We start from the raw sequence: 12,749 nt of genomic DNA on the forward strand, positions 1-12,749 counted from the left end.
GCACCCAACCCCTAACCGAGGAGGACACGTGCCACAGCCCATCGAGGTCCGCAAGGTTCCGATCCTGAGCGTCGCCGACGCCTCCGGTCTCGCCGAGCTCATCGACACCGGCGTCATGGACGCCGACCGGGTCATCGCGGTCATCGGCAAGACCGAGGGCAACGGCGGGGTCAACGACTACACCCGGATCATCGCCGACCGCGCGTTCCGTGAGGTGCTCGCCGAGAAGGGCACCCGCTCGATGGACGAGGTGAAGCAGATTCCCATCGTGTGGTCGGGCGGTACCGACGGCGTCATCTCCCCGCACGCGACGGTCTTCGCCACCCTTCCGGAGGACCAGGCCGAGCAGACCGACGAGCCGCGGCTCACCGTCGGCTTCGCGATGAGCGAGACGCTGCTGCCCGAGGACATCGGCCGGACGCCGATGATCACCAAGGTCGCGGACGCCGTCAAGGTCGCCATGGAGCGGGCGGGCATCACCGACCCGGCCGACGTCCACTACGTGCAGACCAAGACCCCGCTGCTCACCATCCACACGATCCGCGACGCCAAGTCCCGCGGCAAGACGGTGTGGACCGAGCACACCCACGAGTCGATGGACCTGTCGAACGGCACCACCGCGCTCGGCATCGCCGTCGCCCTCGGCGAGATCGACATGCCGACTGACGAGGACGTCATGCACAACCGCGACCTGTACTCCGCCGTCGCGTCGTGCTCCTCCGGCGTGGAGCTGGACCGGGCCCAGGTCGTCGTGGTCGGCAACGCCCGGGGCGTCGGTGGCCGGTACCGGATCGGGCACTCGGTGATGCGCGACGCGCTGGACGCCGACGGGATCTGGGAGGCCATCCGGGACGCCGGCCTGGACCTGCCCGAGCGGCCGCACCCCAGCGACATCGGTGGCCGGCTCGTCAACGTGTTTCTCAAGTGCGAGGCCAGCCAGGACGGGACCGTTCGTGGCCGGCGCAACGCCATGCTGGACGACTCCGACGTCCACTGGCACCGGCAGATCAAGGCGGCCGTGGGCGGCGTGACCGCCGCGGTGACCGGCGACCCCGCCGTGTTCGTCTCGGTCTCGGCGGCGCACCAGGGCCCCGACGGTGGAGGCCCCGTCGCGGCCATCGTGGACCTGGGCGCAGGCGAGCCGACCGGGTACCGGGCGCCGAGCGCTCCCTCCGCCTGACCCCTCCTCGGTGATCATGCAATCCCGCCACCCTCGTGGGAGGGTGGCGGGATTGCATGATCACGAACAGGGGTTCTCGGGTGGTCGGGGGCGGGTCACGAACGGGGGGTCGGGTGGTTGGGGGTGGGTCGTGCGGGGTGGCGGGATTGCATGATCACGAAGGTGGGTCAGGTGGGTAGGTGGACGTCGGCGCGGTCGCGGGTGCCCTCAGCGGCGAAGTGTGCCGTCTCCTGCTCGGCCCACTGCTGCCAGTGCGGACGGAAGGCGTCCCCGTCGCGGGCCATCCCCCGGGCGAACCGGACGGCGCGCGGCGCCTCCACCCAGACGAGCAGGGAGAGGTACGGCGCGCACGCCCGGGCGCCGCTGCCGACACCCTCGACGACGAGCACGTCACCGGCCGGGACGTCGTGCGCCTCGGCGTACCGCCCGGCTGCCCAGTCGAACCGCCGGTAGCAACCGGGCTCGCCCCGGGAGAGCGGCTCGAGCACCCCCTCGACCAGGAGCGGGACGGCGTCCGCCAGGCCGTCCCAGCCCGGGTACAGGTCGTCCATCCGGACCACCGGCACCGGACCGGCGGCGCCGCCGAGCGCCCCGGCGAGCGCGTCGGCCAGCGTCGACTTGCCCGACCCGCTCGGCCCGTCGACCGCGACCACCCGGGTCCGGCCGGCCCGCGGCGGGCTGCGGCGGACCCGCGCCGCGAGCGCGGCGACGTCTGCGGCTGGCACCGGCACAGGGTAGGCAGCCACCCGCGGCGCCGACCGTAGGCTGACCGCATGACTCTGGCGGTCCGCGTCATCCCCTGCCTGGACGTCGACGCCGGCCGGGTGGTCAAGGGCGTGCGGTTCACCGGTCTGCGCGACGCCGGGGACCCCGTCGAGCTGGCCCGCCGCTACGACGCCGAGGGCGCCGACGAGCTGACCTTCCTCGACGTCACCGCCTCCTCCGCGGACCGGGAGACCACCTACGACGTCGTCCGGCGCACCGCCGAGCAGGTGTTCATCCCGCTGACCGTCGGCGGCGGGGTGCGCACGGTGGCGGACGTCGACCGGCTGCTGCGGGCCGGCGCCGACAAGGTCGGGGTGAACACCGCCGCTGTCGCCCGGCCCGACCTGGTCGCCGGGATCGCCGACCGGTTCGGCTCCCAGGTGCTCGTCGTCTCCCTCGACGTCCGGCGGCGCACCGACGGCGGCGCCGGGTTCGAGGTGACGACCCACGGCGGGCGCACCGGGACCGGGATCGACGCCGTCGAGTGGGCCGCTCGCGTCGCCGAGCTCGGCGCCGGGGAGATCCTGCTCAACTCGATGGACGCCGACGGCACCCAGGAGGGCTTCGACCTCGAGCTGGTGCGGGCGGTGCGGGCGGCGGTCCGGGTCCCGGTGATCGCCAGCGGTGGCGCCGGCGCCGCCGGGCACTTCCCCCCGGCCGTCCAGGCGGGCGCGGACGCCGTGCTGGCCGCCAGCGTGTTCCACTTCCGGCAGCTGAGCGTCGGGGACGTCAAGGACGCGCTGCGGGCCGCCGGCCACCCCGTGCGCTGACCCCGGATCCTGCGCAGACCTCAGATCCCCAGCGGCGTCCCGCGGAACCGGTCGACCGCGTCGTCCGGGCCGGTCACCTCGACGAGCGCGTGCCCGGTCCGCCCGAACGCGTGCAGCAGCAGCTCCTCCGGCTGGCCGGTGACCGCCACGGAGACGTCACCTCGGCGCACCCGGCGGCGCGGGCCGTCCGGGACGACGAGGACGACGCCGACGGGGGAGTGCCGGTACAGCATCGGCCCCTGCCGGCTCACGATCCGCCACAGCACGCTCCGGTCGGCCTCGGACAGCTCCCGCGGCCGCCAGTCCGGCGCCGCGCGGCGCACGTCCTCGAGGTGGACGACGAACTCGCCGGTGTTCGCCGCGTCCCGCAGGCCGGGCAGGGCGAACGGGCTCCACGCCGGCGGACCGGTGCGCACCTCCTCGACGAGCTCGGTGAACGGGCGGGCCGCGGCCTCACGCCGCACCCGCTCGGTCCAGCCGGCCAGCGGTGGCACGACGACGCCCACCATGCTGTCGGGGCGACGTTCCCGGACGACGAGGTGCGCGGCCAGGTCGCGCGCGTTCCACCCCTCGCAGAGGGTGGGGGCGTCGGGGCCGACGTCGAGCAGGGCGTCGGCCAGGGCGGCACGGCTGTCGCTGGCAAGGCTCACCGGGACATCGTGCCGTCCCCGGCACCGGCCGGCGAGTCGTCCCATGACTGTGCGAGGATGGGGACCCTCTTCCACTCTCCCCACCCCCGTCGGCCCGACGGAGAAGGACTGCCGCGTGCCCGAGACCACCACCGCCGACCCGCCCCGCCCCGGCAGCCGCCCGCGGCGGCGCGGGGTGCTGCGTCGCGGGGTCCGGGTGCTGTGGCGCGGTATCCGGGACGAGCCGCTGCTGTTCTCGGTCGCCGTGGCCGGGTCGGCCGTCTACGGCGCGGCGACCGCCGCCACCGGGTGGGCGCTCGGCCGGGTCACCGAGGAGGTCATCACCCCCGCCCTCACCGGCGAGGCCACGGTCACCGCCGCGGACGCCTGGCGGGCAGGCGGCGTCCTCGCGCTCATCGCCGTGGTCACCGCGGTCGGCGTCGTCGTCCGGCGGGCTGGTGCGGGCACGACGATGTACGCGCTGCAGGCCCGCTACCGGCGCCGGATCACCCGCCAGTACCTGCGCCTCCCGCTGTCCTGGCACCACCGGCACCCGGCCGGCCGGCTGCTGAGCAACGCCAACGCTGACGTCGAGGCGACCTGGCAGGTGTTCGCGCCGCTGCCGTTCGCCCTCGGCGTGCTCGTCATGCTGCTCGTCGCCGGGGCGGCCATGGTCGCCGCCGACTGGGTGCTCGCGGTCATCGGGCTGCTCGTCCTGCCGGCCATCCTGCTGGCCAACCTCGTCTACCAGCGGTACATGTCGCCGCGGGTCATGCTCGCCCAGCAGCTGCGGGCCGAGGTCTCCGGCGTCGCCCACGAGAGCTTCGACGGCGCCCTGGTGGTCAAGGCCCTCGGCCGTGAGACCGAGGAGACCGAACGGTTCCGCACCGAGGCCGACCGGCTCCGGCACGCCAACGTCGCGGTCGGGCGGATGCGGGGCGTCTTCGACCCGCTCATCGAGTCCCTGCCCACCCTCGGCACGCTCGCCGTCCTGCTCGTCGGCACGATCCGGATCCGCTCGGGTGCGGCCGGCCCGGGGGACGTCGTCCAGGTCGCCTTCCTGCTCACCCTGCTGGCGTTCCCGGTGCGGGCGATCGGCTGGGTGCTCGGCGAGCTGCCGCGCACCGTCGTCGGCTGGGAACGGCTCTCGGAGGTGCTGCAGGCCCAGGGGAGCCTGCCGTTCGGGCAGCGGCGGGTGCCGGCGCACGGCCCGGCCGAGGTGCGGCTGCGGAAGGTGGACTACGCCTACACCGGTCCGGACGGCGAGGAGGCGGCCGTCCTGCACGACGTCACCGTCGACGTCGCAGCCGGGTCGACGGTCGCCGTCGTCGGGTCGACCGGCTCGGGCAAGTCCACCCTCGCGGGCCTGCTGGTGCGCCTCGTCGACCCCCGTGACGGCCGGGTGCTGCTCGACGGCGTGGACCTCGCCGACCTGGCCCGCGGCGAGGTGGCCGGTGCCGCCGCGCTCGTGCCGCAGGGCACGTTCCTGTTCGAGGACACGGTCCGCGGCAACATCACTCTCGGCCTCGAGGAGCAGGGGACCGTCACCGACGAGGACGTGTGGGCGGCGCTGCGGCTCGCCCAAGGCGACGGGTTCGTCGCCGCCCTGCCCGGCGGGCTGGACACCCAGGTGGGGGAGCGTGGCGCGACCCTCTCCGGCGGGCAGCGGCAGCGCATCGCGCTGGCCCGGGCCCTGGTGCGCCGCCCGCGGCTGCTCGTCCTGGACGACGCCACCTCCGCGGTCGACCCGCGGGTCGAGGCCGCCATCCTGGCCGGGCTGCGCACCTCCGGGCTCGGCACCACGGTCGTCGTCGTGGCCTACCGCCGGGCCACGATCTCCCTGGCCGATGAGGTGATCTACGTGGAGCAGGGCCGGGTCGCCGCCCGCGGGCCGCACGAGGAGCTGGCCCGCACCAGTCCCGGTTACGCCCGGCTCGTCACCGCCTACCAGCGGGACGCGCAGGAGCGGGCCGCCCAGCGCGACGCCGCCCGGGCCGCCGCGACGCAGGAGCCGGCATGAGCGCCGTCACGTCGCCGTCCGACGGCAGCCGGATCGGCACCGCCGCCGTCCCCGGGATGATCGCCACCGTCCGTCGCGGCCTGCAGCTGTCCCCGGAGATGACCCGCGGCCTGAGCTGGACCCTCGCCTTGGCCGCGGTGAGCACGGTCGGTCGCGTCGTCGTCCCGCTGGCCGTCCAGCAGACCATCGACACCGGGGTGCTCGCCGACGGTGGCCCGGACGTCGCCCGGGTCGCCTGGCTGACCGGGGCCGCCGCACTCGTCGTCGTGCTCGCCGGGGTCACCTCGTACCTGACGAACGTCCGGCTGTTCACCGCCACCGAGGCGGGGCTGGCCGGGCTGCGCACCCGCGCCTTCCGGCACGTCCACGACCTGGCCGTGCTGACCCAGAACACCGAGCGGCGCGGGTCGCTGGTGTCCCGGGTGACCAGCGACGTCGACACGATCTCGATGTTCCTGCAGTTCGGCGGCCTCATCCTGCTGCTGTCGGTGGGGCAGATCGTGCTCGCGAGCGTCGTCATGCTCGTGTACTCCTGGCAGCTGACCGTGCTGGTCTGGCTGACGCTCGTGCCGTTCCTGCTCGCCGTGCGGCCGATGCAGCAGGTCGTCAGCCGCGCCTACGGCCGGGTCCGGGAGCGGGTCGGGGACATGCTCGGCGCGATCTCGGAGTCGGTCGTCGGCGCCGACACCATCCGCGCGTACGCCGTGGAGGAGCGCACCCAGCGCCGCGTCGACGCCGCGGTCGAGGCGCACCGCAAGGACGCCGTCCGCGCCCAGATCGTCACCGCCCTGACCTTCTCCAGCGGCGTGCTCGTCTCCGGTCTGGCGATCGCGGTCGTCGTCGTCGGCGGCACCCTGCTGGGGATGGCCGGGCAGGTCACCCTCGGGGAGCTGCTGGCGTTCCTGTTCCTCGCCCAGCTGTTCACCCAGCCGCTGGTGTCGGCCACCGAGGTGCTCAACGAGATGCAGAACGCGATCGCCGGCTGGCGGCGGGTGCTCGCGGTCATGGACACCCCGGCGGACGTCGCCGACCCCGGCCCGGACGGCGAGGTGCTGGCCCGCGGGGAGATCACCGTCCGTTTCGAGGGCGTCGGGTACCGGTACCCGGGCGGCGCGGTCGCGCTGCGTGACGTCGACCTGACCATCCCGCCGCGCACGAAGGTGGCCGTGGTCGGGGAGACGGGGTCGGGCAAGACGACGTTCGCCAAGCTGCTCACCCGGCTGATGGACCCGACGACCGGGCGGGTCCTCCTCGACGGCACCGACCTGCGCCGGGTGCGGTTCTCCTCGCTGCGGGAGCGGGTCGTCATGGTGCCCCAGGAGGGGTTCCTGTTCGACGCCAGTCTCGCGGCGAACATCCGGTACGGCCGCCCGACCGCGACCGACACGGACATCCAGACGGCCCTCACCGAGCTCGGCCTGTGGGACTGGGTCGAGGGGCTTCCGCACGGCCTGCGCACCCCGGTCGGCCAGCGCGGGGAGTCCCTGTCGGCCGGGGAGCGCCAGCTCGTCGCCCTCGCCCGCGCCTACCTCGCCGACCCCGACCTGCTCGTCCTCGACGAGGCCACCTCGGCGGTCGACCCGGCGACCGAGGTCCGCATCGCGCGCGCCCTGGACGGCGTGACCGCCGGACGCACGTCGGTGACCATCGCGCACCGGTTGTCCACGGCCGAGGCCGCCGACCTCGTCGTCGTCGTCGACGCCGGCCGGATCGTGGAGACCGGACGGCACGAGGACCTCGTTGCCGCCGGCGGGGTCTACGCCCGGCTGCACGAGTCGTGGGCGGCGCAGCAGCGGACGGGCTGAGCGGTTCGGCGCCGTGCAGGGCGGTTCCGGGTGTGGCCGCGGTCAGGGACGTGGTCACGAATCGCTACCTTGTTGTGCAAGGTACCTGCTACGGTTTCTCCGGTGGCCGCCGCGACCGATGTGCTCGTTCACCTGCGCAAGGGTGTGCTGCAGTACTGCGTCCTGGCGTGTCTGGTGCCGGGCCCGATGTACGGGCGCGAACTTGCAGCCCGACTCGCGGCACAGGGACAGCTGCTCGAGAGCGAGGGGACCCTTTACCCGTTGCTGTCCAGACTCCGGGTGCAAGGACTGGTCGAGACGACGTGGCAGGAGTCTCGTGCAGGTCCTCCGCGCCGCTACTACGAGCTGACCGAGGACGGTCTGGCGGCACTGGAGACCTTCGCGAGAGTCTGGGGTCCGTTCCGCGACGCCGTCGATGGCGTGCTGGAGGAGCTGGCATGAGGAGCACGGTGCTGAACGGCTCGCGGCCCGGGGCGCGGCTCGCCCTGGCGTACCTGGCCGACCTGGAGCGCGCACTGGCCGACGCTGACCCGCGCCAGCGGGCGGAGACGCTCGCTGCCGTTCAGGAACGGCTCGAGGACGCGGTCGCCGGTGACAACGGGGCCGAGGACGTACGCCGGGCCCTGGACGAGCTCGGTCCGGTGGAGGCGATCGCAGCAGAGGCTGATTCAGGCTCGCCGCAGCGGTCGTCTCGCTGGCCGGCTGTCGCTGCCGCGCTCAGCGCGGGCGTGGCGCTCGTCCTGCTGGTCGTGATGCCGTACGTCGCCATCCCTCTCGCCCTGGCGACCTTGGTCATCGGACTTGTCCATCTCAAGCACGGCACCGAGAGTCGGCCGCTTGCCATCGCTACCGTCGCCCTCAGCGCAACCGCCTTGGTGCTCGCGGTGCTGCTCAGCCTGACTCTCCTCTCCCTCTCCTCCGACTCCGGTCCCTCAACCACAGGTCCTGAGCCAACCGGGGTGGAGAGCCTCCAGGAGTAGCTCGAACACCGAGAGCTGGCGCGGAACGCCACCCCGCCGGCCGGATCGTGGAGACCGGAACGGACGCCCCGCGCCCTCGGTGGGAGGATGACCGCCGTGAGCCCGGCACCCTCCTCCGCCCTGGACCCCGCGGTCGCGGCACGTCTGCGGCGCACCCCGGACGGCCTGGTCTGCGCCGTCGTCCAGCAGCACGACACCGGCGAGGTGCTCATGGTCGCGTGGATGGACGACGAGGCCCTGCACCGCACCCTGACCACCGGGCGGACCTGGTTCTGGAGCCGCAGCCGCCAGCAGTACTGGCGCAAGGGGGACACCTCCGGCGCCGTCCAGCACGTGCGATCGGTGCACCTGGACTGCGACGGGGACGCGGTGCTCGTGCGGGTCGAGCAGGTCGGCGCGGCCTGCCACACCGGCACCCGGAGCTGCTTCGACGGCCGGCGTCTCGACGCCCCCGGCCCGGACGACGCCGCCGGAGGCGACCGGTGACCGGGCCGGGCGACGTCCCACTGGGCCAGGTGTGGCCGGACCTGCCCACGTTCCGGGAGCTGGCCACCGACCGGCGGGTGATCCCGGTCGTGCGCCGGCTGCTCGCCGACGCCGAGACCCCGGTCGGCCTGTACCGCAAGCTGGCCGCGGACGGCCCGGGCACGTTCCTGCTGGAGTCCGCCGAGCACGGCGGGGTGTGGTCGCGGTACTCGATCGTCGGCGTGCGGGCCGGGGCGGTGCTCACCGCCCGGGACGGGCAGGCGGTGTGGCTCGGTGAGCCGCCGGTCGGCGTTCCCGTCGGCGGGCCCGTGCTCGACGCTCTCGCAGGCACCCTCGAGGCCCTCGCGACCCCACGGCTGGCCGGCCTGCCGCCGCTGACCGGGGGGATGGTCGGCGCCGTCGCCTACGACGCCGTGCGGCACTGGGAGCGGATCGGGGACGACGCCCCGGACGAGCTCGACCTGCCCGACCTGTGCATGTCGCTGGCCACCGACGTCGCGGTGCTCGACCACGCCGACGGGACCGTGCTGCTCGTCGCCAACGCGGTCAACCACGACGACACGGACGAGCGCGTCGACGAGGCCTGGCAGGACGCCGTCGCCCGGCTGCAGGCGATGACCCGCCGGCTCGCCGAACCGGCGCCCTCGACGGTCACCGGGTACGACCAGGCCGCGGAGCCGCGGCCGCGGCGGCGGACCTCCCGGGAGGACTACCTGGCCGCCGTCCGCACCGCCCAGCAGGCGATCCGGGACGGCGAGGCCTTCCAGGTCGTGGTCTCCCAGCGGTTCGACGTCGACTGCCCGGCCGACGCCCTGGACGTCTACCGCTGCCTGCGCGCGTCCAACCCCAGCCCGTACATGTACCTCTACCGGGGACGCACCGCCGACGGCGAGGCGTTCGACGTCGTCGGCTCCAGCCCCGAGGCACTCGTCAAGGTCACCGGCGGCCAGCTGCTGGCCCACCCCATCGCCGGTACCCGGCCCCGCGGCGAGCACCCGGAGGAGGACGCCCGGCTGGCCGAGGACCTGCTCGGCGACGCCAAGGAGCGCGCCGAGCACCTCATGCTCGTCGACCTCGCCCGCAACGACCTGTCCCGGGTCGGCCAGCCGGGCAGTGTCGACGTCGTCGACTTCATGTCGGTGGAGCGGTACAGCCACGTCATGCACCTGGTGTCCACGGTGACCGCACGGCTGGAGCCCGGGTGCTCGGCGGTCGACGTGCTGCGGGCCGCGTTCCCCGCCGGGACCCTGTCCGGGGCGCCGAAGCCGCGGGCGATGCAGCTCATCGAGCAGCTCGAGCCGGTGCGACGTGGCGTCTACGGCGGGGTCGTCGGCTACCTCGACCTGGCCGGCGACGTCGACCTGGCCATCGCGATCCGCACGGCGGTGATCCGCCACGGTGTCGCCCACGTCCAGGCCGGGGCCGGCGTGGTCGCGGACTCGGTGCCCGAGCTCGAGGAGGCCGAGTGCCGGCACAAGGCCGCCGCCGTGCTGGCCGCGGTCGCCAGGGCGGCGACGATGGCACCGCCCGCGCCGTTGCCCGAACCGATGGCGGTGCCGGCCGGCGGGGCGCTCGGCGGGGCGGTCGGCGCCCCCGGGGACTCCAGGTGAACGCGCCGGTCCGGACGCTGACCCGGGGCCGCGTCGTCCTGCTCGCCCTGCTGCTGGGCCTGGCCCTGCTGCTGGCGGCCGGCCGCCCGTGGCTGCACGCCGACCTCACCGGTCTGCTGGCCGGCACGCCCTCGGTCGCGGTCCCCGGGACGCAGGCCGCTCCGACGGTGCCCGCAGTCGCGCTGGTCGCGCTCGCCGCGGCCGCCGCCCTGAGCATCGCCGGGCGCGTCGGCCGGGTCGCGGCCGCGGTGGCGCTCAGCGCCGGCGGGGTGGCCGCTTCCGCCGCAGCCCTCGCCGCGGCGAACGACCCGGTCGCCCTGGCCTCCGCGGCCGTCGCCACCCGGACGGCCGGGGTACCACTGGCCGCCGAGCAGGTCACCGTGACGGCCTGGCCCGCCGTCGCGGCCGTCCTCGGGGCCCTGCTCGCCGTCCTCGGAGCGGTGGCGGCCGTCGCCGGCCGCGGGTGGGGCGGGGGACGCCGCTACGAGCCGGCCCAGCGGGCCCAGCCGGCCCAGGCGGCCCAGCCGGCCCAGTCCAGCGAGTCGCCCGAGCGGACGGCACCGGACGAGCGGAGCGGCGAGCCGGTCGACGACTGGGACGCCCTCACCCGCGGCGAGGACCCGACCTGACTGACACAATGCCAGTCATGACGACGGACCCACAGTCTCCCCTTCGCCGGCAGACCACGCTCAGCAGCCACCAGGACAAGCCCGCCGGCGGCGGGCACGGCGGCCACGGCCACAGCCTGGCCGCGTGGGTCGCGGTGGCCGTCATGCTCGTCGGGTTCGCGGTGATGTCCTTCGCCGTCGTCGGGACGTCGGTGGGCTGGTTCGTCGGCGGTGTGGTCGTCACCGTCATCGGCGCGGTGCTCGGCAAGGTCCTCTCGGCGATGGGCTTCGGCGCCGGCGGGCGCGACGAGGGCGGCGGCGTGCGCTGACCTCCGAGCGCACTGCCACAGGCCGGACTGCCAGAGGCCGGAGCGTCAGGGGCGGGACCGTCAGGGGTTGCCGAGCCGGTCCTCGATGCAGGCCTGCTGCTCCTCGCTGCTGAGGCTCGGGTCGGCGCAGTCCGCGATGCCCTGCCAGGTGTCGGACTGGAAGAACGTCAGCGCCACGACGGTCACCACGATCGACAGGACCAGCGCGATCGCCGACAGGACGATGCCGGTCAGGGCGACCCCGCCGTTGGTCGCCTCGCCGCGGCGGGCCTTGCCGCGGCCGACGACGCCCAGGACGATGCCGACGACCGCGAGCACCATCGCCACCACGTTCGCGAACGGGATCCAGAACCCGAGCAGGGCCAGGATCCCGAGCACGAGCGCGGCCACGCCGGTGCCGTTGCTCGGTCCCGGCCCTGACCCGGTGTAGCCGCCCGGGCCCAGCGGGTACTGCTGGCCGTACTGCGACTGGCCGTACTGCGGGGGTGCCGGCTGGCCGTACTGCGGGGGCGCCCCGTACTGCGGCTGGCCGTACTGCGGCCCCCCGTACTGGCCCGGCTGGTACTGCGGCGGCTGGTCCGGCGCGGGCTGGTCCGGTGGCGGCCGGTACGGCTGCGGGTTGTCCGGCTGCTGGCCGTCCGGCTGCGGACCGTTCGGGGTGCTCATCCCCCCACGCTAGCCGCCGAGGGCCCCGGGCGGCCGGGAACGACGCGGTGACGGCGTCTAGCATCGGTGCCGTGACCGTCCTCGACGACATCATCGCCGGCGTCCGGGAGGACCTCGCCGACCGCGAGCGGGCCGTCGACCTCGACCGGCTCAAGGAGCTCGCCCGCCGCGCCCCGGAGGCCCGGGACGCCGTGGCAGCCCTGCGGCCGGTGGACGACGACGGCGCCGGGCGGGTCGCGGTCATCGCCGAGGTCAAGCGGTCCAGTCCGAGCAAGGGTGCGCTGGCCGCCATCGGCGACCCGGCGGGGCTGGCCCGGGACTACGAGGCCGGCGGCGCCTCGGTGATCTCCGTGCTCACCGAGCGGCGACGGTTCGGCGGCACCCTGCAGGACCTCACCGACGTGCGGGCCGCGGTCGACGTGCCGGTGCTGCGCAAGGACTTCGTCGTCACCCCCTACCAGGTGTGGGAGGCCCGGGCCCACGGCGCGGACCTCGTCCTGCTCATCGTCGCGGCCCTCGACCAGCCCACGCTGGTGTCCCTCGTCGAGCGCGTGCACTCACTCGGCATGACCGCCCTGGTCGAGGTGCACGACGCGCACGAGGTGCGGCGTGCCCTCGACGCCGGCGCCCGGGTCATCGGCGTTAACGCCCGCGACCTGCGCACCCTGGAGGTCGACCGGTCGACGTTCGGCCGGCTCGCCGACCTCGTCCCGGACGACGTCGTCAAGGTGGCCGAGTCCGGCGTCCGGGGCCCGCACGACGTCCTGGAGTACGCCCGGGCCGGCGCCCACGCCGTCCTCGTCGGGGAGTGCCTCGTCACCGGCGGTGACCCGCGCGAGGCCGTCGCCGACCTCGTCGCCGCGGGCGCCCACCCCGCGCTGCGGACGGCGCGGCGGTGAGC

General features: G+C 74.9%; 14 protein-coding genes. 11 read left to right on the plus strand and 3 right to left on the minus strand.

What is annotated here, in order from left to right; translation table 11 throughout:
* Positions 1-28: 28 nt before the first annotated feature.
* On the plus strand, positions 29-1,180 hold the full coding sequence (locus HJG43_06410; protein UER54236.1) for a ring-opening amidohydrolase: 1,152 nt from the start codon (positions 29-31) through the stop codon (positions 1,178-1,180).
* Between the two features lie 167 nt (positions 1,181-1,347).
* On the opposite strand, the gene HJG43_06415 is transcribed toward HJG43_06410, so the two are convergent.
* Positions 1,348-1,911 carry a hypothetical protein gene (locus HJG43_06415; protein UER55771.1) on the minus strand — a complete coding sequence of 188 codons (564 nt, stop codon included), beginning with the start codon at positions 1,909-1,911 and terminating at the stop codon, positions 1,348-1,350.
* Between the two features lie 42 nt (positions 1,912-1,953).
* Between HJG43_06415 and hisF the strand changes: the two genes are divergently transcribed.
* A complete protein-coding gene (hisF, locus tag HJG43_06420; protein ID UER54237.1) occupies positions 1,954-2,715 on the plus strand; it encodes an imidazole glycerol phosphate synthase subunit HisF in 762 nt (253 codons plus the stop codon).
* A 20-nt stretch (positions 2,716-2,735) separates the two neighbouring features.
* On the opposite strand, the gene HJG43_06425 is transcribed toward hisF, so the two are convergent.
* Positions 2,736-3,410 carry a TIGR03085 family protein gene (locus HJG43_06425; protein UER54238.1) on the minus strand — a complete coding sequence of 225 codons (675 nt, stop codon included), beginning with the start codon at positions 3,408-3,410 and terminating at the stop codon, positions 2,736-2,738.
* Here HJG43_06425 and HJG43_06430 point away from each other — a divergent pair.
* From HJG43_06430 to HJG43_06465, 8 genes are all read left to right on the plus strand, one after another.
* A complete protein-coding gene (locus HJG43_06430; GenBank protein UER54239.1) occupies positions 3,409-5,364 on the plus strand; it encodes an ABC transporter ATP-binding protein in 1,956 nt (651 codons plus the stop codon). The two genes, HJG43_06425 and HJG43_06430, sit on opposite strands and share 2 nt — an antisense overlap.
* A complete protein-coding gene (locus HJG43_06435) occupies positions 5,361-7,169 on the plus strand; it encodes an ABC transporter ATP-binding protein (protein UER54240.1) in 1,809 nt (602 codons plus the stop codon). The genes HJG43_06430 and HJG43_06435 overlap by 4 nt, the downstream gene beginning before the upstream one ends.
* A gap of 186 nt (positions 7,170-7,355) precedes the next feature.
* Positions 7,356-7,610, plus strand: a complete 255-nt coding sequence (locus HJG43_06440; GenBank protein UER55772.1) for a helix-turn-helix transcriptional regulator — start codon at positions 7,356-7,358, stop codon at positions 7,608-7,610.
* Positions 7,607-8,149, plus strand: coding sequence for a hypothetical protein (locus HJG43_06445; GenBank protein UER54241.1), 543 nt, complete (start codon positions 7,607-7,609; stop codon positions 8,147-8,149). Before HJG43_06440 ends, HJG43_06445 begins: the two co-directional genes overlap by 4 nt.
* Before the next feature lie 87 nt (positions 8,150-8,236).
* Positions 8,237-8,635 carry a phosphoribosyl-AMP cyclohydrolase gene (gene hisI, locus HJG43_06450; protein UER54242.1) on the plus strand — a complete coding sequence of 133 codons (399 nt, stop codon included), beginning with the start codon at positions 8,237-8,239 and terminating at the stop codon, positions 8,633-8,635.
* Positions 8,632-10,245: an anthranilate synthase component I gene (locus HJG43_06455; GenBank protein UER54243.1), complete on the plus strand. Its 1,614-nt coding sequence runs from the start codon at positions 8,632-8,634 to the stop codon at positions 10,243-10,245. The genes hisI and HJG43_06455 overlap by 4 nt, the downstream gene beginning before the upstream one ends.
* Positions 10,242-10,874: a hypothetical protein gene (locus tag HJG43_06460; protein ID UER54244.1), complete on the plus strand. Its 633-nt coding sequence runs from the start codon at positions 10,242-10,244 to the stop codon at positions 10,872-10,874. The genes HJG43_06455 and HJG43_06460 overlap by 4 nt, the downstream gene beginning before the upstream one ends.
* A gap of 17 nt (positions 10,875-10,891) precedes the next feature.
* A complete protein-coding gene (locus HJG43_06465) occupies positions 10,892-11,182 on the plus strand; it encodes a hypothetical protein (GenBank protein UER53198.1) in 291 nt (96 codons plus the stop codon).
* Between the two features lie 60 nt (positions 11,183-11,242).
* On the opposite strand, the gene HJG43_06470 is transcribed toward HJG43_06465, so the two are convergent.
* Entirely contained in the window at positions 11,243-11,848 is a 606-nt protein-coding gene (locus HJG43_06470) for a DUF4190 domain-containing protein (GenBank protein ID UER54245.1), read from the minus strand.
* Between the two features lie 71 nt (positions 11,849-11,919).
* Here HJG43_06470 and trpC point away from each other — a divergent pair, with 71 nt between their 5' ends.
* The gene (trpC, locus tag HJG43_06475; GenBank protein UER54246.1) at positions 11,920-12,747 is read left to right on the plus strand and encodes an indole-3-glycerol phosphate synthase TrpC; all 828 of its coding nucleotides are present in this window, start codon (positions 11,920-11,922) and stop codon (positions 12,745-12,747) included.
* The last annotated feature ends 2 nt before the right edge of the window (positions 12,748-12,749 follow it).

The sequence above is a fragment of the Kineosporiaceae bacterium SCSIO 59966 genome, from assembly GCA_020881835.1.
Lineage (GTDB): Bacteria > Actinomycetota > Actinomycetes > Actinomycetales > SCSIO-59966 > SCSIO-59966.